Genomic DNA, 19,239 nt, shown 5'->3' on the forward strand with positions numbered 1-19,239 from the left:
CGCAGGACGTCAGTGGCCTCGTCCCACATCTCGTCGGAGCCGGAGTATTTCTCCGGGTCTTTGGTGGACAGCTCCAGGTAGAAGTCGTTGAGCCCGTAGTCGGCCAGCAAGTCGAGCACGAAGCGCAGCAGCGAGGTCAGCTCGTCACGCATCTGCTCTCGCGTGCAGTAGATGTGCGCGTCGTCCTGAGTCATGCCGCGCACCCGGGTCAGCCCATGTACCACGCCCGACTTCTCATAGCGGTACACGCTGCCGAACTCGAAGAGCCGCAATGGAAGCTCGCGGTACGACCGACCGCGCGACCGATAGATCAGGTGGTGCATCGGGCAGTTCATCGGCTTGAGGTAGTAGTCCTGCCCGGGCTTGCGCACCGTCCCGTCCGCGTTGAACTCCGCGTCCAGGTGCATCGGCGGGTACATGCCGTCGGCGTACCACTCGAGGTGGCCCGACGTGATGTACAGCTGCTCCTTGGTGATGTGCGGGGTGTTGACGAACTCGTACCCCGCCTCGATGTGCTTGCGCCGCGAATACTCCTCCAGCTCGCGGCGGATGATGCCGCCCTTGGGGTGGAAAACCGCCAGGCCGGAACCGATTTCGTCGGGGAAGCTGAACAGGTCCAGCTCGACCCCTAGCTTGCGATGGTCGCGGCGCTGGGCCTCCTCGATCAGCTCCAGGTGCTTGTCGAGCGCCTCCTGCGACTCCCAGGCGGTGCCGTAGATGCGTTGCAGACTGGCGTTGCTCTGGTCGCCGCGCCAGTAGGCCGCCGAGCTACGGGTGAGCTTGAACGCCGGGATGTGCTTGGTGGTCGGGATATGCGGCCCGCGGCACAGGTCACCCCAGACCCGTTCGCGGGTGCGGGGATTGAGGTTGTCGTAGGCGGTGAGTTCGTCGCCGCCGATTTCCATGATTTCGGCCATGTTCTCGGTCAAGCCCGACTTGTCATCGACGAGTTCGAGCTTGTACGGCTCGTTGGCCAGTTCCTCGCGCGCCGCGTCCTTGGATTCGTAGACCCGCCGGTCGAACAGCTGGCCGTCCTTGACGATCTGACGCATCCGCTTTTCCAGCTTCGTCAGGTCTTCGGGGGTGAACGGTTCCGCCACGTCGAAGTCGTAGTAGAAGCCGTCCGCGATCGGCGGCCCGATGCCCAATTTGGCCTGCGGGAACAGGTTCTGAACGGCCTGGGCCAAGACGTGTGCGGCCGAGTGCCTGATCACGCTGCGGCCCTCGTCGGTGTTGGCCGCGACCGGGACCACCTCGGCGTCGGCGTCGGGCACCCAGCTCAGGTCGCGCAGCTTGCCGTCGGCGTCGCGCACCACCACGATCGCATCCGGAGTACCCCGGCGCGGCAACCCCGCCTCCCCGACCGCGGCGGCCGCGGTAGTCCCGGCAGGAACCCGGATCGGGGCTACTGGGACGGATTGTGCGGGGGCGCTCATCGGGTTGGGTCTCCAAGGCTTCTGTGGGAATTGATCCTGATTGATCGATGTCATGCTATCGGGGCGCGCCCCGAAGGGCCCAAGCCCTCAACGTCGTCAGGGCTGGCCGGGTTTGAGTTTCACGAACAACGCATCGGCTTCGGCCAGCAGCGTGTCGCCGTCGGTCAACCTGCCCGACACGAAGATTTTGCGGCCGTCCACCGCATCGATGCCGGCGTCGAACTGCAGCTCTTTTTCGATCGGCACGATATTGCGGTAGTCGATCTTCAAATATGCGGTGCGTTGGCGGGGGCTGCCGGTGAGCACCGACGCGGTGAGGCCCAACACGGTGTCGAACAGCATGCCCAGGGACCCGCCGTGCACGGCGCCGTTGCGTCCCAGGTGGAACCGCGCGAACCGCGCCCAGCCTTCGATGCGACCGTCCTCGGTCTTGCGCGACCCGATCGGCACCGTGAGGATGTTGCCGCGCACCGGCAGGTCCATCCGCCGACCCGACGGCGACGCCCACTCGTCGGCGTCGTAGGGGCTCAGCAGCGCGGACAGTTTTTCCAGCGTGTCCGCGGCCTCGGCGATGACCTCGTCGGGCGCGTCGACGGCACGCGCATGGTCCTGCAGCTTGCGCACCGCGTCGATGAACCGGCCGTAGTCGGGCCCGCCCTTGCTCGTCGGTTCGGGAGGGTTGAATCCCCCACCGGGGTGTTTCTGATGGTCGCCGGGCACCAGAACACCGTATTGGGTGGCCGGTTACTTCGCTCCGGCAGCCGCCAGGGTCTCGAACTCGTGGTCGCTGAGCGTGATTTCGGCGGCCGCCACGTTCTCCTCCAGGTGCGCCACCTTCGACGTGCCCGGAATCGGCAACATCACCGGCGAGCGCTTCAGCAACCAGGCCAATGCCAGCTGCGACGGCGACGCGTGGTGGTCGTCGGCGATGCGCTGCAGCGGGCCGTCGGGAGCCGCCAGCGGCCCGGCCGCCAGCGGGAACCACGGGATGAAGCCGACACCCTGTTCGGTCGCGGCGTCGACCAGCGGTTCGGCCTTGCGCACCGACAGGTTGTACATGTTCTGCACCGAAACGATCTGGGTGATCGCCTGCGCCTCGTTCAACTGGTCGACGTCGACCTCGGACAGCCCGATGTGGCGGATCTTGCCTTCGTCCTTCAGCTTGACCAGCTCGCCCACCTGGTCGGCCAGCGGCCACTTGGGGTCGACGCGGTGTAGCTGGAACAGGTCGATGGCCTCGACGCCCAGGCGGCGCAGGCTCATCTCACACTCCTGCCGCAAGTACGCCGGGTAGCCCATCTCGATCCAGACATCCGGACCCGTCCGCAAAAACCCGGCCTTGGTCGCGATCACCAGGTTGTCGTAGGGGTACAGCGCCTCGCGGATGATGTCCTCGGAGATGTAGGGCCCGTAGGAGTCCGCGGTGTCGAAGAAGTCAACGCCTAGTTCGGCGGCGCGGCGCAACACCCGGCCACATTCATCGCGATCGGCAGGTGGGCCCCAGACGCCCTTACCGACGATGCGCATCGCCCCGAATCCGAGGCGGTTGACGGTCAGATCGCCGCCGAAGGTGAACGTTCCAGAAGCTTCGGCAACGGTTTTCGAGTTTTGTGCGGTCACGCCTACGAACTTACGCTCCAAGAGCATTCGCGCATCCCGGCGTGGCAAGCTGGGCATGTGGACCTAGCTGCCCTCGAGGAACTTCCGCTGAGTTACTCCGAGGTGGGCGCGACCGCCGCGGGAGAGCTGCCCGCGGGATACGGCCACCTTCACGTCGAGAAACAGATCGGCACGGGCCAGCAGCGTTTCGACCGGGCCGCCGAGGCCGTGATGCGCTGGGGCATGCAACGCGGAGCCGGGCTGCGGGTGAAGGCCAGCTCCGAGGTCGCGGCCCTCGACACGGTGGTGTTGGTGCGGATGGGCTTTCTGCCCGCGCCGTGCCGGGTCGTATACGTGATCGACGAGCCCGACATCCGCGGTTTCGCCTACGGCACGCTCGAAGGCCATCCCGAATCCGGCGAGGAACGCTTTGTCGTCCGCCGGGACCCGGCCACCTCCGCGGTCTTCGCCGAGGTGTCGGCCTTCTCCCGGCCCGCCACCTGGTGGAGCAGGCTCGGTGGCCCGGTGGTGTCGGTGGCCCAGCGCGTCATCGCCAAGCGCTACCTGCGCGGGGTGTAGACCGCCGCTAGGAGCTCCAGCCGGCCAGCAGGCGTTGCGCACCGGCGCACATTCCGTCGATGACCTCGGCCACCGAGGCGTCGTCACGGATCATGCCGACACCCTGACCGGCATCGACCGGGGCGATCTTGCGGTCGTCGGCGTCGATCGCGGCGGCCAGCTCGTCGCAGGCCGGCGCATCGAGTGCGTCCTCCTTGCCCGTCCAGCGCGCGACGAACTCATTGGTCAACACCCGCGAGGGGAACCGCGCCGGCCACGGCAGGCCCTTGGCGACGTCGAAGGCCCGGGTGACCGCTGTGTCGGTCGACCCGGCCGCGATCAGGGCCTGGCGGCTGCCGTCGCCGGTCAGCGCCTCCGGACACGCGGCGAGTCGGGTGCCCACCCAGGCTCCGCTGGCACCGGCGGCCAGCACCGCGGCCAGGCTGCGCGCCGAGGCGACACCGCCGCCCGCGAGCACCGGCACCGACACCGCATCCAAAACGGTGTCGAGCAACGGCAGCGTCCCGAGCTTCGTATCGCCGTGCCCGCCGCCCTCGGAACCGCGCGCCACCAGGATGTCGATACCCGCGTCGACCGCCTGACGGGCCCCGAGAGCGTCGTATACCTGTGTGACCGTGGCGATTCCGGCGTCATGGGCCTTGTCGATCCACGACCAGTCGGTGCCGAAACTGACCGACAGCAAGACGGGCCGCGCGGCCAGGGCGTCCTGGAGCAACCCCGCCTCGTTGCGCATCACCCAGTCCACCAAGCCGATTCCGAACGTGCCGTCCACGTGTTGCAACTGGGTCGCCAGCAGTTCTCTGGTCGCGACACTGCCCATGCCGACCATGCCCAGACCGCCGGCGGCGCTGACCGCGGCGGCCAGCCGGCCACCCGCGACGCCGCCCATCGGGGCGTTGACGATGGGCACCCGCAGGCCGAACTCCCTTGACCAGGGCGTGGCGAGCATCGGCGCTAGTGAGACTGCGAGGGGATGCTCTTGAGCACCGTCAGCATGATCACCGAATCCTCGACCGCGTGCAGAGCATGGCGTTGCGCCGGAATCGCGACATGGTCGCCGGTTTTGCCGTCCCAGGAGTCGCCACCCGTCGTCAGGCGCACATGACCCTGCAGCACCTGCAGCGTGGCCTCGCCGGGGCTGTCGTGTTCGGACAGGTCGTGGTCGGCGAGCAGCGCGAGCACGGTCTGCCGGAGTTCGTGGTCGTGGCCGCCGTGGATGGTGTGCGCGGCGCGTCCGCTGTGCGACTGCCGGGCTTCGGCCAGCTTTTCGGCGGCCAGGCTGGTCAGCGAGATTGATTCCATTGGGTAAGTCCCCTCGGTGTGACGGTGGGCTGACGGTCGGCTATCAGTGGTCTCAAGCGGTCAATAGAAGTATCCCCGCCACAATCAAGGCAACGACCTTGACCACCTCGAAAGCGACGTAGGCGTAGTGAGCCCGGGAGCGGGGCCCGTCCGATCCGGCGAGCACCGCATCCGAGCGGCGAGTCAGCCGGGGACGCACCGCGATCAACTGCACGGCGAGCGCGGCGAACGCAACGCAAAATGCGACGACAATCCGCGTCGGCATCGGGCCGTCCACCGCGACCGCCAGGATGACGATGGCGAAAGCGACCTCGACGGTATTGAGTGCCCGAAAGACCAAACGCCCGATGCCGAGTCCGATCTGCAAGGTCACGTTGGGCGCCCGGAACTTCAGCGGGGCTTCCAGGAACGAGATGGCCAGCACCATGCCAAGCCAGACGAACGTGACCGCAACGGCGACCGCCATTTCGGTGCTCATCTTCAGGCCTCCTGCAGCTCGAGGTGAGCGACACACAGATCCGGTTCGACGAACGCATCGAGGCGGTCGACGGCAACCGGCGATCCCCAGCTTTCCAGGGCTCCTTGCATGAGCCCAAGGTGGACGGGACACACGACGCTGGTTCGGCTTTCGGCGAGTTCCAGGAACGGGCAGTGCCGCAGGCCGACCTGTTGTTTCCCGTCGGCCCGCCGGTGCTCGGGGGCAAAACCAAGCTGGTCGAGCACGTCGACCAGCTGACGAATGGCCGTCTGCGGGCTCTGGGCATCTCCGCGCGCCGAGTCAGCGCTCGAATCGAGCTGTCGTCCCCACGCCCGCCCGGCGGCCAGCGCCTTGGCGCCCGAATCCTTGTCGGCCGCGAACGCCATCGTCAGTATCTCGGCGAGCAACCGGTAGTGGCGCGTGCCGCCGCGGTCCATCTGCCTGACCGCCTGGAACATCAGCGGTGGACGCCCCGGCCCCTTTCGCCCCGGCTCGACCTGTTCCACCTGGCCGTCGCCGACCAGGCTGTCGAGGTGAAAGCGAACGGTGTTGGGATGCACGCCCAGCACATCGGCGATCGCAACGATGGTCAGCGGATCCCGGGATGTTCGCAATGTCTGAAGCACCGCACGACGGCGACCCGCGGACTCCCCCGTTGACATCGCGATCTCCCTCACGCCCCTTCGGAAACGTCGGCCTTCGGCTCGGCGGCCACCAAGGGCGCGTCGACGCCCAGCGCACCGAGCTTGGCCGCTCCGCCCGGTGACCCCAGCGGAGCGTCGCGCCCCGGCAGGGTCTCGGAGAAAAACGCCTCGTTGTCGGCCAGGTGCGGCTGCAGTTCCTCGGGCAGGTCGTCTTCGTAGTAAATCGCCTCGACCGGGCATACGGGCTCGCATGCGCCGCAGTCCACGCATTCGTCGGGATGGATGTACAGCGCACGGCCGCCCTCGTAGATGCAGTCCACCGGACATTCGTCCACACATGCCCGATCCAGCACATCGATGCAGGGCTTCCCGATAACGTAGGTCATGCGCTAGAGTTTACACAATCATAGTTGTGAAAACTAGGAGGGACGGGCAAGTCCATGGCTCCCATGTCAAGTCGCGCAGACGACAGCGTTGCGGGCCACTGGCTGCTCGCGCGGCTGGGGAAACGAGTCCTTCGCCCGGGCGGTGTCGGGCTCACCCGCACGATGCTGGCCGGCGCCGCTGTGACCGACGCCGACGTGCTCGAGCTGGCGCCGGGCCTCGGCCGCACCGCCGCCGAGATTCTCACCCGCCAACCGCGCTCGTATGTGGGCGCCGAACAGGACCCCGATGCGGCAGAAACGGTTCGCGACGTCATCGCCGGACACCTGGGCGGGTCCGGCACGGTCCGGGTTGCTGACGCGGCCGACACCGGATTGCCCGATGCCAGTCGTGACGTCGTCATCGGCGAAGCGATGCTGACCATGCAGGGCGATGCCACCAAGCACGCCATCGTCGCCGAGGCCGCACGGGTGCTGAGGCCGCGCGGCCGCTACGCGATCCACGAACTCGCGCTGACGCCCGACACCGTCTCCGAGGAGATCAGCACGGAGATCCGGCAGTCGCTTGCCCGCGCGATCAAGGTGAACGCGCGTCCGTTGACCATTGCCGAATGGTCGCGACTGCTGTCGGAGCACGGCCTGGTCGTCGACCGGGTCGTGACCGCCCCGATGGCACTTCTGCAACCACGCCGGGTCATCGCCGACGAGGGGCTTTTGGGAGCGTTACGGTTTGCCAGAAATGTGCTACTCAATCCGGATGCACGCAAGCGGGTGCTCACGATGCGCAACACGTTCCGCAAGCATCGCGAGCGGCTGACCGCCGTCGCGATCATCGCCCGTAAACCGGAATAGCCGGGCTCACCCGTCCAGCTGGTGACAAAGGCCTCTGACCGGGCTCGGTCAATCTCGATACCGTCACGCGTAGCGCGCTAAGCCGACTGCGGCAGGGCGCGTTACGGCGCCGACGAGTGAGGGAAGAGCCATGTCAACAGGTAGCGCGCGATTGGGAATTGTCGTCGGAGTCGACGAATCACCGACCGCCCAGATGGCCGTGCAATGGGCCGCGCGGGACGCCGAGCTGCGAAAAATCCCGCTGACGCTCGTCCACGCGACCTCACCGGAGTTCACGATGCGCCCGAACGTTCGGCCGCCGGCGGGCCTGGTGCGCTGGGAACGGGACCGCGGGCGAGCGCTCCTCGACGACGCATTCAAGATGGTTGAAAATGCCTGTCAGCGTGGCGGACCCGCTGAGGTCCACACTGAACTCTCGTCGTCGGCTGCCGTTCCCACGTTGGTCAACTTGTCAAAAGATGCCGAATTGGTGGTCGCCGGATGCCACGGCAGTGGGCAGTGGCCGGGCCATCGGCTCGGTTCGGTGAGCACCGGCCTCCTTCGTTACGCGCATAGCCCGATCGCGATCGTCCACGACGAGGATCCATCGCTGTCGCATCCCAGTCAGGCACCGGTTTTGGTCGGCATCGACGGCTCGTCGGCATCCGAATTGGCGACCGCGATCGCCTTCGATGAAGCTTCGCGCCGCAACGTCGGATTGGCCGCTTTGCATGCATGGAGCGACACCGATATTTCGAAGTGGCCCGGAATCGATTGGCCCGCAACCGAGTCGACGGCGGAAGAGATATTAGCCGAGCGTTTGGCGGGTTGGCAGGAACGGTATCCCGATGTGCGGGTCACCCGCACCGTCGCGTGCGACCAGCCGGCTCGACAGCTCGTCGAACGGTCAAAGCACGCTCAGCTGGTGGTGGTCGGCAGCCGGGGTCGCGGCGGATTCGCCGAAATGCTGGTGGGTTCCGTCGGCGAGACCGTTGCCCAGATGGCGCAGGTGCCGGTGATCGTCGCGCGCGAGTCGGTGTCCTGAGTCAGCCGCTGCAAAGCGACTCAGTACCGGGCGGGGCTGTGCGGGGCGATCGTAAGAGATGTCTCCGCTCGGCGTTTGATTCCACGCAACAAGGCCCGCGTGCTGAGGGCGACGACCGGCCTAGCCAGTTCCATGGCAAACACTTCGCCCGGCCTGCGCAAGGCGAACCTGACGCGGGTGAGCAGTCGCACGCGGTCCTCCCAGTGTGGCTGAACGTGGAACGACCACACTGCATTCCAGCGCGGATCCGATGTCGTGGCATGGAGCACGATGTACTTTTCGGACACGATCTCGGTGACGCCGAGCTGCACACCATCGGTCTGGCCCATCCAGCCTTCGGGAGCCAGGCGCACCAGATCCCCCACCGCGAGTTGTTGCCATTCCGGATGCAGTCGGTCGGTGCTGTGATAACCAAGACCGGCAAGGTTCATCAGTCCGTCGCAGCCATAGAAGCCACCGCGGTCCAGCCCCATCTGCAGCAGCCACGGCCAGACCGCGGAGCTGGGGCCGTCGATGTAGATTGCTTCGGTGGTCTGAATGGCGGGATCGGCCACCAAGTTGTCGCCGGGCAGCACCATCCGGCATTCCGATTTCGTTGTGCCCCAATTGCGGTAATAGCGCCTCGCGCCGTACAGCAACGAAAGCAGCGCCGCGGTCTTGGTGATCGGCCTGATCAGGTGCGTCATGATGTTTCCCACCGAGTCTGCGTGGCTGGTTGGACGTTCCGTTCGATCTGACCACTTCTGATTGCGTGCCGGTAGGGACCGAAGTCCCCTTTGCGTTCTGGGCATCAACGCGCGGCCACGGCGGATTCGAGTTCGGCAAGACATTGCTCGGTCAGCGGTATCAAGGTGTCGATATCGGGCACCGCATCACGACCAGCCGCGTAGCCGAATCCAATGCGGTCGGAGTACGAGCAGGTCGTGACGTTGAGCGCCATCCCGTCGTAGACGGTCGACACCGGATAAATCTCTTCGATATGCGCGCCGTTCCAATACATTTCGTCCCCGGGCCCCGGCACGTGCGAAATCGGGACGTTGAAGCCGGTCCGTATCCGCGGAGTGAACGGCAGCAGCGGAGAAATGACGGTCGCGGCGATGCTTGCCGCATTCGTCAGCAGCGATGCCGCCGATCCCCGTTTCGCCACCCAGCGTTTTCCTTCCGACATCGAACGGTGAATCAGACTCAACCGCGCGATCGGGTCATCCAGATTGGTTCCCAACGGACATAGCCAAAGACCGAACATGTTGCCGTGCTGGTCAATTGACGGATCAGCCTTGTGATCGCGGACCGTGATCGGGCAGACGCCGACCAATGACTGGGTGGGCAATTCACCGCGGTCGCGCAACCAGCCGCGCACAACGCCGGCCACTATCGTGGTCACCACGTCGTTGGCGGTGACACCGGCGGACTCTTGCACCGCCTGGATGCGACTCTTCGCCCAGCTACCCGCGCAGACCACACGCTCGGGTCCCAGACGGCCGTTGAATCGTGTGTAAGGCGCCCCAAGGGGCCACCCGGTCGTGTAACCGATCAAGCCGTCCATCATCGTCGACAACTCTCCCGTGACGACTCGCTCGATCAGACCCAGACTCGACGCCGTGGTGTCGACCACCGCCCGTACCGGTGCAGTCAGACGAGACAGCAATCCTGTCGACGCTGGTGGCGAGGCGGGTTCGGCACGGTGATCGGCATAGAAGGGCGGCATCGACCGACGCGTCGGGTCACGACTCAGTGCGTCGGCGATCATCCGAAGACCGGCCACCCCGTCGATGAGGGTGTGATGCACCTTGATGTAGAACGCGAATCGGCCATCGTCGAGGCCGTCGATCAGATAAGAGATCCACATCGGGCGGGACCGGTCGAGCCGCTCTGCGTCCAGCTCGCCGATCAACTGCCAGAAGGCGTCGTTGCCCCCAGACACCGTGCGGCGCAGGCAATGTCGGCTCACATCCACGCTTTCGCATTCACGCCACACCCAGATGCCGGCGGTATCGACACCCCAATGCGGATATCGGCGAAGCCTGGGATCTATCGATGCGTTTCCGGCGAGCGTCTCCCGGTACAGGTCGTCGACATAGGCCGGACCGGCCTGCGCGGGCGGCGACATGATCAGCACGACGCCGGCATGCATGGGGTTCGACACCAACTCCGCGGCCATCATTGCCGCGTCCAGCGGATCCAGCGGATGCATGCCAACCTCCGAGACTAGGCAGGGTGATCGCGGCGCGTCGCCGCTTCGTCCAGAAGCCCGGACTGCAGCAGTGCGTCCCCCACGAACCGCTGCACCGGCTGCGAACGGAAGAATCCCGTGTGGCCGCCGCGATACCAAACGATTTCCGGTTTACCCCAGTGCTCCCACAGACGGATCACCTGCTTGCGTGGATGCACAACGCGGTCAGCGATACCTGCGTAGATGAAACGGCCCCGCATTGGCACCAACGGAGTGAGCGATAACGGCGAGACCATACGCCCGATCGGTTCGGCCAATCTCATCGTCTGAAAGCGGGGATCTTCGTGACTGAGGCCGGAGTGGCGCCCCAGCAATTCCACCAGGTCGGCCACCGGGACGCCGAGTATCGCGCAGGTGAGGCCCTTGTCGAGGCTGGCGACCAGCGACGCGATGTAACCGCCGAGCGACAGGCCGTTCAACCCGATCAGTGACTCGGGCTCCTGCAGGCGGATCCAGGACAACAACCGCCGGATATCCCACACCGCCTGAGCCGTCGCGTGAATGTCATCAAGCACATCCTCCCCCGGAAATACCGCACCCTTCGGCAGACCACGCGACCGGGGGCCATGCATCGGGAGCACCGGCATGACGACGTTCAGACCCAGCTCATCGTGCAGTTTCCAGGCGCGGAACAGCGCGAGATCGAGTGCGGCACGACCCATCTCGGTTCCGTGTACGCAGACCAGCCAGGGACGCGGTTCCTCGTGACGCAGCAACAGTGCGTACTCACGATTGTTCCCCGGGTAACTCATCCATCGTTGCGCACCGGGTTCGCCCGGGTGCGGCGCGTACCCGCTGTCGAAGACGATGCGATGGAAGGAGCGTCTGCGCCCCTTGACCTTTCGCACCGTGACATCGCAGAGCACGGGTGGCTTAGCGAAGAATCCCCTGGGCTTTTCCGGCCATCCCTTGTCGCCGTAGAACTCCACCGCGGCGATCACCTCGCGCGTGATGCGCTCGAACACCTCCGGCCGGCTGACCGGTCGGCGGGCCTTCAGGCCCGTCAAGACGACCTCGTCGCGAAAGGCCTGTGCCGCCAGCGCGATGGTGGGCCGTGCGATCGGAAGCTGGTCCGGCGCTTGACCCAGGTAGTCGCGCCATGACCGGGCAATGTAGCTGCCGGTATGCACGAAGGGAGTGATGGCTCCGCCCAGGGCGCCGCCGGGTGCGCTTCGATGAGGAACGTCCCGCGGTTGTGGGTTGTCGCCGTTGGGCACTGCCATGGCCGAACGCTAACACCACTGCAGGTCGGCGAGTTAGGGACCTACGGCCCGGTGAAAGTCACGAAAGTCCTTGATCGACAACCTCGGACATCGTCGCGGGATGGCGACGACCGGCGGAGCGCGAAAGGACTTTAGTCACTCGTGGCGGTCCGCGGAAAGTCGTACCGTCGGGGGCGTCCGCAAGACATTGTTTCGAGTAGGAGTGGGATCATGGCAGAGGCACCCGCAAAATCCGAGCCGCGCTGGGCCGAACTTTCTGACGACGTGCTCGAGTCGGTCGAAGCCGGCCGCAAGCATGCCATCGAGGCGGTACGCAAGTTCGTCGATCAGGTCGGTCCGGTGCTTCCAGACCAGTCGCGACGCAAGACCGTTGTCGACGCTGCGCTGGACTTGGCTGAGGAATTGACCACCGCGCGGATCGAGTTCTTCCGCAGTGTGGTGCGCAGCGCCAGCGAGGCGACGAGCAAGACGAGCAAGTAGCGGTTTCTATCTCCCTTGACTAGATGGAGCGCTGGCCGGGTGGTTGCAATCACGAACTGCCCGGCCAACGCGTGTCATCAGCCAACGGCCGAAGAACTTTCGACCTGTTCACGAAGACGGGCCGCAAATGCCGCGGCACGATCCATGTCGTGATCGTTCGGCCTGTCCCGGTTGATCCCGCCGATGAACCCGAACGGCCCGACCGTATCGAACCCCCGACAGGAGAACGACCCGATCACGTCAAACCCTTTGGCTTCGAGCATTTTCCGCACCGGCTTGTGGTAGCTCAACAGTGGAATCTCCCGAGCGCCGCTGGTCAAGAAGGTGAACGCCCGGACGTGGTCCACGTCCGGTAGCCGACGCATCAGGCTGCGTAGCCTTGTGTCCACCGCCATGTAGTAGATGCCGGACCCGAAGCCCACGAGGTCGTAGCCGCCGAGGGATGCGGGGTCGACCGACTCGGGTGTGACCACCGCGGATTCAAGCACCTGCGCCATCCGATCGGCTATCCGGCGCGTATTGCCGTGCGATTTCGACGAGCAGACGATGATTGACTTCATGGTTTGACTCCCTTGAAGAACATTGCCGGGACAAGCTCATGCTGCGTTCGTCCATCGCCATCCGGTAAGGGCGCAAAGACACACGGCCGCGGGGCGTTAGTCACTTCGACGAGGCGCCGGCGGACCACGGGACTTAAGGCCCACGCCAAGGGGCTAATGGCTCTGGCGAGCCCACACTTGCCCTTCATACCGTTGAACCAACAGTAAATGGAGACACAACAGCGAAGGTGTGGCATGCGATCCGAACGCCTCAGGGGGCTGGTAAAGGCGAAAGGCCCTTTCGCCTCGGTGTATTTCGACGACTCACACGACACCGCGGACGCCGTCGGGCAACTCGAAGCGAAGTGGCGCGATATCCGCAAGCACCTCGAAAACATGGGTGCGGGAGCGGAACTCCTCGCCACTCTCCAGGATGCGGTGCTGCACCATCGCCCGGCGGTGGGTCGGCGCGGGCGAGCGCTGATCACCACCAGCGACCACGTGCTGGTCGACGCGCCGCTCAGTAGTCCACCGCCGACCACGGTGGTTCGTTTCTCGGATTACCCATACGTCCTGCCCCTGATCGACGGCGAGATGCAGCGACCGGCCTACGTGTTCGCCGCGGTTGACCACACCGGTGCCGACATCAGCGTGTACGAGGGCACCGCTGTCAGTTCCACCAGGATCGAAGGCTCCGGGTACCCCGTGCACAAGCCGGCCACTGCGGGCTGGAACGGCTATGGCGACCTCCAACACACGACCGATGAAGCCATTCGGATGAACTGCCGGGCGATCGCCAACCACTTGACCCGGCTGGTGGACGATACGGATCCCGAGATCGTCTTCGTGAGCGGCGCGGTTCCTTCACGCGCGGATCTGCTTTCCGAGTTGCCGGAACGGGTGGCCGAACGGGTCTTGCAGGTGCACGGCGGCGCCCGGAAAGGCCGTGTCGACGAAGAAGAGATCCACGAACTGACGGCCACCGAGTTCGCTCGGCGTCACGACCTCGAAATGGGCGCCGCCGCCGGTCGATTCGAATCAGAAATCGGGCGTGGATCTGGCTTGGCAGCACAAGGACTCGCCGACGTATGCGCGGCGTTGCGCGACCGCGACATCGACACGCTGATCGTCGGCGAGCTGGGCGACACCGTCGTGGTCACCGGCCACCGGCTCACCGCCATCGCGCCCGATGCCGACGGTTTGTCCGAGCTGGGCGAACCGGTGGAGCGCATCGCAAGGGCCGATGAAGCCTTGCCGTTCACCGCGATCGCGGCTGGCGCCTCGTTGATCCGGGCCGACAACCGGATCGCACCCACAGACGGGATTGCCGCGTTGTTGCGGTATGCCGCGACCGAACGTCTTGCCAGTCAGCAACCCTAAGGCCCGGCAGGCCGCTCGGTTGCTGGGAACATAATTTGCGGCAGACTGTCGGCGGAGTCGACAAATGCGTCGACAGTCACCAACAAAATGTTGAACTTAATCGACATGATCGTTGGTTTTAATCAACAATTTGCCTGGCATATATCGATGCACCCCTAGGGTATGTGCCGTGTCCGACCCCTCGCCGCGCACCGGGTACGCGCACGCCTCCCGCGGCCGCCGGTCGTCGCATCACTCGGATGACGACCGCGAGAAAGCCATCTTGGCCACCGCGGAGCGGCTTTTGGAGGAGCGCCCGCTGGCCGACTTCTCCGTGGACGATTTGGCAAAAGGCGCGGGCATCTCCCGCCCCACCTTTTACTTCTATTTCCAATCGAAAAACGCGGTGTTGCTGTCGTTGCTGGACCAAATGAACAACAAGGCGCACGCGGCGCTGAAGGCACTTCGCGACAAGCTGACCGGCGATCCCGCGACGCTATGGCGCGACCGCATCGAGGCGTTCTTCGAGGTGTCCGGGTCACACCGCGCGGTCGCCGTCGCCGGTTCGGCAGCCAAGGCCACCAACCCCGAGGTCCGCCAGCTCTGGTCGACGCTGATGCAGAAGTGGATCTCGTTTACCACCGTCGCGATCACGGCCGAGCGTGAAAGGGGCGCCGCCCCGGCCACCGTCCCGGCCGAGGACCTGTCCATCGCGCTGAACATGTTGAGCGAGCGGCTGATGGCCGCGGCCTTCACCACCGAAGAGCCGGCGATCCGCCAGGACCGGGTCATCGACACACTGGTGCACATCTGGCTGGCCAGCATCTACGAGGACGGCCATGCCTCCGCCGCGCATGCCGCACTGTCGCTGCGGGACATGACCGCTAACGTCTCACGGCCGCTTGCCGGGTATCCGCTCGGCGCGAGCTAGGCTCTCGTCGATCAACCGGTCGACGCCGCCGAAATAGGTTGGCGACGGCGACTTCCCAGCCAGGTCGACGATTGCGCGTTGCTCACCGAGAACATCTGCGGCACCGAGGTTCTCGCCCATCCGCCCGTCATGCACCCCGAGCCCGGCGAGCAACTCAGCGCACTGGGAGCCCGCGATCAGGGTCCGCCGGGCCAGAGTCCGCAGCGTGTCCCATTCGGCATGCCACGCTCCATCTGGGCGTTCGTCGTTGGCCAGCGCCGCCGCGGTGTGCAGGGTAGCGGCCAGCTGCGGAGCGGAGATCGCCGTCCGCCGGATCAGGATGGACAACACCGGATTGCGCTTGTGCGGCATCGAGGATGAGCCACCACGTTTGTCGGCGGCCGGCTCGCTCAGCTCGCCGATCTCCGGACGAGCCAGGGTGACCACGTCCGAGGCGATCCGGCCCCAGCTATCGGTGCACCCGAGGAAGGCATCCGCCGCCGCGGTCACCGGCGTCCGGGTTGTATGCCACGGCGGTCGCACGCCCAGACCCAAAGCAGCTGCAGTAGCACCCATCACCTGTTCCGATACTTCCGCCGGGTCGGTCGCATCGGTGAGCAGTGTCGCGAGTTCCGTGGTGGCCGACCATGTTCCGACGGCACCGCCGACCTGGATCGGCGTCACCAGACCGGACAGTTGCTCGTACGCGTCGACGACACCGTTCAACCAGCCGGCCGCCTTGGCGCCGAATGTGGTGGGCGCGGCCTGTTGCGTGAGCGTACGAGCCACCATTGGGGTGGCCCGATGCACGTTGGCAAGTGCGGCTAGCGTCGAAACCTGTTCGGATAGCTGCGTTCTCAGCTTGTCCACCACGTCGCGTACGCCGAGCATCAGCGCGGTGTCCACGACGTCCTGGCTGGTGAGCCCGCGGTGAATCCACGAGGCATAGGTGGGCTTGGCCCGCTCGCGCAGCAGCTCGACCAGACCGACGATCGGGTTGCCGCTGTTCTCGGCCGCGACCGCGAGCGCCTGCACATCGCCCTGGTCCACCAGGCTTGACAGGTCGGCCTTTTCAGCGTCGGCGGGCGCCAGACCCGCGGCGGCCAGGGCGCTCAGCCACGCGGATTCCACGGCCACCATCGACCGCAGTAGCGACTGATCGGTCATGTGCTCGCCGGCCCGGTGGTCGCCCGGCCACAACAGATTGGTCATTCCGCAGCGTCCCGATATGCCAGAAACACGGTCTCGCGGGGACCCTGCAGATGTATGTCGAAGCGGTAATCCATTCGGCCCGAGCTGCTTTCGCCCACGCACAGCAAGGTGGCCCGCCGCTCGGCATCGACGGTGGCCAGCAGCGGGTCCGCACCCAGGTCGGCGCCGGGTAGATAGGCGCGAGTGAACAGTCGGTTCAGCAGCCCGCGAGCGAAGACGGTGATCGCGAAGAAGGGCGGCCCCGCGTCGCTTCCCGGTGTCACGGTGGTGAAGCTATAGCGCCCGGCGGAATCGGTTGCGGCCCTGCCCCATCCGGTGAAGCCGTCACGTCGCAGCGAGCCGGCATGATGGGGAATGCGCCCGTCGGTGTCGGCCTGCCAGAGTTCAATCAGGGCGTCCGGGATCGGTGCGCCGGCCCCGTCATGCACGGTGCCGTGCAGGCGAACCGCTCCGGCATCCGAATCGCCGACCAGGTCGCTGTCACCCGAATACGGTAGCCCGAGATCCAGGAAGGGGCCGACGGTTTGCCCCGGGGTGCAAGCCAATTCAGTCATGATTGGGTCTCGGTCCAGGTTCTCGCGCTGCCCGCCAGCACGATGTCCCATCGATACCCCGTGGCAAATTCCGGCTCGGTGAGGTCATGGTCGTAGCCGGCGATCAGGCGTTGGCGTGAAGCGGGATCCAGAACTGACTGGAAAATTGGATCCAGGCCGAACAGCGGGTCGCCGGGGAAGTACATCTGGGTAATCAGGCGCTGGGTGAACGCGGTACCGAACAGCGAGAAGTGGATGTGCGCCGGGCGCCAGGCGTTGTGATGATTGCGCCACGGATAGGGGCCGGGCTTGACGGTCAAGAATCGGTACGTCCCGTCGGGCCCGGTCAGACACCGCCCGGCCCCGGCGAAGTTCGGGTCGAGCGGAGCGGGGTGCTGGTCGCGCTGGTGGCGGTAGCGACCGCTGGCGTTGGCCTGCCAGATCTCGATCAGTTGGCCCGCGAGCGGTCGCCCAGACCGATCGAGCAGCCGCCCGGGCACGATGATGCGCTCCCCGATCGGCTCGCCCGGATGGCCGGCGGTCAGGTCGGCGTCGAGCGGGTCGACGTCACGCTCACCGAAGCACGGCGCGCAGCGCTCGAGCTCCTCGGGATCGGTAAGCAGCAGTGGTTGTTTCGGGTGGCGCAACATGCTGCCGCGGTATGGCGGATAGTTCAGCCGCGGCTGATCTTCTGCGCCCGGTCCGGCGCCGGCCTGCTCGTAGTCGGCCACGATTCGGGCGATCTCCGCCGTGATGTCACCCTGCGACGCGACGCGCTCCAGTGCGGCCCTCACGAAGCGTGAGGCTACTCGCCAATGGGCCCGCAGCTACAGAGCACGCACCAGCGCGGCGCGCCCCTTGGTACGAAGCTTGTGTAGCGCGGAGCCGCGGTACTGCTCGATTTTGGCGTTCATCTTGTTGCCCAGCTCCTCGAGCTCGGCGTCGGTGATCTTCACCTCGGGAGGCGCGGGAATCATGTCGCGTTCCTCTTCGTCGGCGTGCGCCTCGAGCACCGTCTTGAACGAGTTCCATTCGTCCTCATAACCGGCCGCGGTCTGCGGGGTCTTGAGGAGCACGGAAAGCTGGTCGATCACCTGACGATGCTCGGCATGCGCGACCGCGATCAGCTTGCTGGCGGCCCCCAGGGCCGGGTAGTACAGGTCGTCTTCGATCCGGAAGTGGATGTCGAGTTCGATCAGCATTTCGTCGAAGAGCGCATGACGCTCTTCACTGTTGACCGGCGCCTCACTGATCTTGCGACCGAGGCCCTTGATCACGACGTGGTGGTCTTTCAACACTTCGTACGCGTTCACGTTGCTCCTTCGCTGCAATCCCTATGCCCCGTCGAGGCTGGGCTGCGCCTCGCCGCGGACTTCGACCATTCCGTTGGCCAACCTGGCCTCGTAACACGGCAGCGGAGCTGCCGACGGGCCACGCAGAACCTCGCCCGACTCGGTCGCGAACCACGAACCGTGCCAAGGACATACGATCCGGCCGCGATCCACCCAACCGTCGGCCATCGGAGCCGCCAGATGCGGGCAGAACTCGCCGAATGCCGACACCTCTCCGGGCTTGGTCTGGCACACCACCAGCCCCACCCCGTCGACCTCGACCCGCACCGGTTTCCCATTCAACGAGCTCGCGTCCAGTACCGGGGTCCATTCGCTGGTGCGCAGTCGCCGGCCGGACTGATCGATGCCGATGCCGGATTCGAACACCAGGGCGCCGCCGAGATAGCTGCCTGCGACGGTGATGGCGTAGCCGAGCGCGGTCAGCGCGATGCCGCGACGATGGCGGCCCTGGCGGCGGTCCCACCAGGATTGCGCGTACAGCGCCGTCGCGACACCGTTCACGACGCCGTGCACCAACCCGACCCTGCGGTCGGATTCGTGGGTGTGCTGCCAGTCGGTGGCGCCGGTGACGGCCGAACCGACGCTGGCCAGGATCCCGACGCCGAGGGCACGGGAGGCAAATCGTGACGCGTCGACCATTTCGCCGGCGGGCCGGCCGGGCAGCACGCTGAGCGCATCGAGGGCCACCGTGGTCCCCAGAGCTCCGCTGGTCAGCGACGCGAGCGGCGGGTGTACCGGGTGCCCGAGCCAAACCCCGTTCAGCGCGTTGGTGACGGTGTTGCGCGCCCGGCCCAATCCGTTGAAAGCGAAGCTGAGCAGGTGTTCCAGCCGATAACTCGGCCGGTCCAGCCACTCTTGGCTCCCGATAGCCGAGACCACGCGCGGTCCGAGCTTCCGCAACCGAGCACCGGTCGCCGCTGACCGATCAACCATGGCAAACAGTCCTTCCCCACTAACGAAGTCACGAATGTGGGCGGGAGCTCTGACGTTAACGGCAGGTTAAATCTCGCTCACACGTGTCTCGATCCACCGTGCCCAACGGTAGCCGCGCGTCCCGCCCCTTCAGTTGTGCGAAGCCTGTGAGTTACCCCCAAGGATTCT

Annotated in this window: 22 protein-coding genes and 1 pseudogene; 6 read left to right on the plus strand and 17 right to left on the minus strand. The window is 65.8% G+C overall.

Going from position 1 to position 19,239, the window contains the following annotated elements:
• From thrS to ACZY0B_RS06050, 3 genes are all read right to left on the minus strand, one after another.
• On the minus strand, window positions 1-1,436 hold a 1,436-nt coding region (gene thrS, locus ACZY0B_RS06040; protein ID WP_463763117.1), incomplete at its 3' end, for a threonine--tRNA ligase.
• Window positions 1,437-1,532: 96 nt separating this feature from the next.
• Window positions 1,533-2,159 carry a PaaI family thioesterase gene (locus tag ACZY0B_RS06045; protein WP_463763175.1) on the minus strand — a complete coding sequence of 209 codons (627 nt, stop codon included), beginning with the start codon at window positions 2,157-2,159 and terminating at the stop codon, window positions 1,533-1,535.
• A gap of 21 nt (window positions 2,160-2,180) precedes the next feature.
• Window positions 2,181-3,083: an aldo/keto reductase gene (locus ACZY0B_RS06050; RefSeq protein ID WP_463763118.1), complete on the minus strand. Its 903-nt coding sequence runs from the start codon at window positions 3,081-3,083 to the stop codon at window positions 2,181-2,183.
• Between the two features lie 30 nt (window positions 3,084-3,113).
• Between ACZY0B_RS06050 and ACZY0B_RS06055 the strand changes: the two genes are divergently transcribed.
• Window positions 3,114-3,614: a DUF1990 family protein gene (locus tag ACZY0B_RS06055; RefSeq protein ID WP_463763119.1), complete on the plus strand. Its 501-nt coding sequence runs from the start codon at window positions 3,114-3,116 to the stop codon at window positions 3,612-3,614.
• Between the two features lie 7 nt (window positions 3,615-3,621).
• On the opposite strand, the gene ACZY0B_RS06060 is transcribed toward ACZY0B_RS06055, so the two are convergent.
• The 5 genes from ACZY0B_RS06060 to fdxA are packed head-to-tail and all read right to left on the minus strand — an operon-like array spanning window position 3,622 to window position 6,424.
• On the minus strand, window positions 3,622-4,563 hold the full coding sequence (locus ACZY0B_RS06060; RefSeq protein WP_463763120.1) for an NAD(P)H-dependent flavin oxidoreductase: 942 nt from the start codon (window positions 4,561-4,563) through the stop codon (window positions 3,622-3,624).
• A 5-nt stretch (window positions 4,564-4,568) separates the two neighbouring features.
• Window positions 4,569-4,916 carry a cupin domain-containing protein gene (locus ACZY0B_RS06065; RefSeq protein ID WP_463763121.1) on the minus strand — a complete coding sequence of 116 codons (348 nt, stop codon included), beginning with the start codon at window positions 4,914-4,916 and terminating at the stop codon, window positions 4,569-4,571.
• A gap of 52 nt (window positions 4,917-4,968) precedes the next feature.
• The gene (locus tag ACZY0B_RS06070; RefSeq protein WP_463763122.1) at window positions 4,969-5,394 is read right to left on the minus strand and encodes a hypothetical protein; all 426 of its coding nucleotides are present in this window, start codon (window positions 5,392-5,394) and stop codon (window positions 4,969-4,971) included.
• Between the two features lie 2 nt (window positions 5,395-5,396).
• Complete coding sequence (locus ACZY0B_RS06075; RefSeq protein ID WP_463763123.1) at window positions 5,397-6,056, minus strand: helix-turn-helix transcriptional regulator; 660 nt, start codon at window positions 6,054-6,056, stop codon at window positions 5,397-5,399.
• 11 nt (window positions 6,057-6,067) lie between these two features.
• Window positions 6,068-6,424, minus strand: coding sequence for a ferredoxin (fdxA, locus tag ACZY0B_RS06080; protein WP_463763124.1), 357 nt, complete (start codon window positions 6,422-6,424; stop codon window positions 6,068-6,070).
• A gap of 54 nt (window positions 6,425-6,478) precedes the next feature.
• On the opposite strand from fdxA, the gene ACZY0B_RS06085 reads away from it, so the two are divergent.
• Both ACZY0B_RS06085 and ACZY0B_RS06090 read left to right on the plus strand, forming a co-directional pair.
• A complete protein-coding gene (locus ACZY0B_RS06085; protein ID WP_463763125.1) occupies window positions 6,479-7,273 on the plus strand; it encodes a class I SAM-dependent methyltransferase in 795 nt (264 codons plus the stop codon).
• Window positions 7,274-7,403: 130 nt separating this feature from the next.
• Entirely contained in the window at window positions 7,404-8,297 is an 894-nt protein-coding gene (locus ACZY0B_RS06090; protein WP_463763126.1) for a universal stress protein, read from the plus strand.
• A 20-nt stretch (window positions 8,298-8,317) separates the two neighbouring features.
• Here ACZY0B_RS06090 and ACZY0B_RS06095 read toward each other — a convergent pair whose 3' ends face one another.
• From ACZY0B_RS06095 to ACZY0B_RS06105, 3 genes are all read right to left on the minus strand, one after another.
• Window positions 8,318-8,983 (minus strand): SRPBCC family protein, encoded by a 666-nt coding sequence (locus ACZY0B_RS06095; RefSeq protein ID WP_463763128.1) that lies wholly within the window; start codon window positions 8,981-8,983, stop codon window positions 8,318-8,320.
• A gap of 104 nt (window positions 8,984-9,087) precedes the next feature.
• Complete coding sequence (locus ACZY0B_RS06100; RefSeq protein WP_463763129.1) at window positions 9,088-10,491, minus strand: wax ester/triacylglycerol synthase family O-acyltransferase; 1,404 nt, start codon at window positions 10,489-10,491, stop codon at window positions 9,088-9,090.
• Window positions 10,492-10,505: 14 nt separating this feature from the next.
• On the minus strand, window positions 10,506-11,672 hold the full coding sequence (locus ACZY0B_RS06105; RefSeq protein WP_463763176.1) for an alpha/beta hydrolase family protein: 1,167 nt from the start codon (window positions 11,670-11,672) through the stop codon (window positions 10,506-10,508).
• Window positions 11,673-11,963: 291 nt separating this feature from the next.
• On the opposite strand from ACZY0B_RS06105, the gene ACZY0B_RS06110 reads away from it, so the two are divergent.
• A complete protein-coding gene (locus ACZY0B_RS06110; RefSeq protein WP_463763131.1) occupies window positions 11,964-12,233 on the plus strand; it encodes a hypothetical protein in 270 nt (89 codons plus the stop codon).
• 77 nt (window positions 12,234-12,310) lie between these two features.
• Here the strand turns inward: ACZY0B_RS06110 and ACZY0B_RS06115 are convergent, their stop codons facing one another.
• On the minus strand, window positions 12,311-12,793 hold the full coding sequence (locus ACZY0B_RS06115; protein ID WP_463763132.1) for a flavodoxin family protein: 483 nt from the start codon (window positions 12,791-12,793) through the stop codon (window positions 12,311-12,313).
• A gap of 234 nt (window positions 12,794-13,027) precedes the next feature.
• Here ACZY0B_RS06115 and ACZY0B_RS06120 point away from each other — a divergent pair, with 234 nt between their 5' ends.
• Together ACZY0B_RS06120 and ACZY0B_RS06125 are read left to right on the plus strand one after the other, a co-directional pair.
• Entirely contained in the window at window positions 13,028-14,152 is a 1,125-nt protein-coding gene (locus tag ACZY0B_RS06120) for an Rv2629 family ribosome hibernation factor (RefSeq protein ID WP_463763133.1), read from the plus strand.
• Between the two features lie 169 nt (window positions 14,153-14,321).
• Window positions 14,322-14,960, plus strand: a pseudogene (locus tag ACZY0B_RS06125) (TetR/AcrR family transcriptional regulator); the annotation flags it as partial.
• Window positions 14,961-15,023: 63 nt separating this feature from the next.
• On the opposite strand, the gene ACZY0B_RS06130 reads toward ACZY0B_RS06125, so the two are convergent.
• From ACZY0B_RS06130 to ACZY0B_RS06150, 5 genes are read right to left on the minus strand one after another with little or no spacing between them, the layout of a single operon-like run.
• A complete protein-coding gene (locus ACZY0B_RS06130) occupies window positions 15,024-16,253 on the minus strand; it encodes a lyase family protein (protein WP_463763134.1) in 1,230 nt (409 codons plus the stop codon).
• On the minus strand, window positions 16,250-16,807 hold the full coding sequence (gene pcaG / locus ACZY0B_RS06135; protein ID WP_463763135.1) for a protocatechuate 3,4-dioxygenase subunit alpha: 558 nt from the start codon (window positions 16,805-16,807) through the stop codon (window positions 16,250-16,252). Before pcaG ends, ACZY0B_RS06130 begins: the two co-directional genes overlap by 4 nt.
• The gene (pcaH, locus tag ACZY0B_RS06140) at window positions 16,804-17,580 is read right to left on the minus strand and encodes a protocatechuate 3,4-dioxygenase subunit beta (protein WP_463763136.1); all 777 of its coding nucleotides are present in this window, start codon (window positions 17,578-17,580) and stop codon (window positions 16,804-16,806) included. The genes pcaG and pcaH overlap by 4 nt, the downstream gene beginning before the upstream one ends.
• Window positions 17,581-17,613: 33 nt before the next feature.
• A complete protein-coding gene (locus ACZY0B_RS06145; protein WP_463763137.1) occupies window positions 17,614-18,099 on the minus strand; it encodes a hemerythrin domain-containing protein in 486 nt (161 codons plus the stop codon).
• Between the two features lie 21 nt (window positions 18,100-18,120).
• Window positions 18,121-19,071 carry a Rieske (2Fe-2S) protein gene (locus tag ACZY0B_RS06150; RefSeq protein WP_463763138.1) on the minus strand — a complete coding sequence of 317 codons (951 nt, stop codon included), beginning with the start codon at window positions 19,069-19,071 and terminating at the stop codon, window positions 18,121-18,123.
• Window positions 19,072-19,239 lie beyond the last annotated feature (168 nt).

The organism is Mycobacterium sp. IDUB_19, from assembly GCF_055419445.1.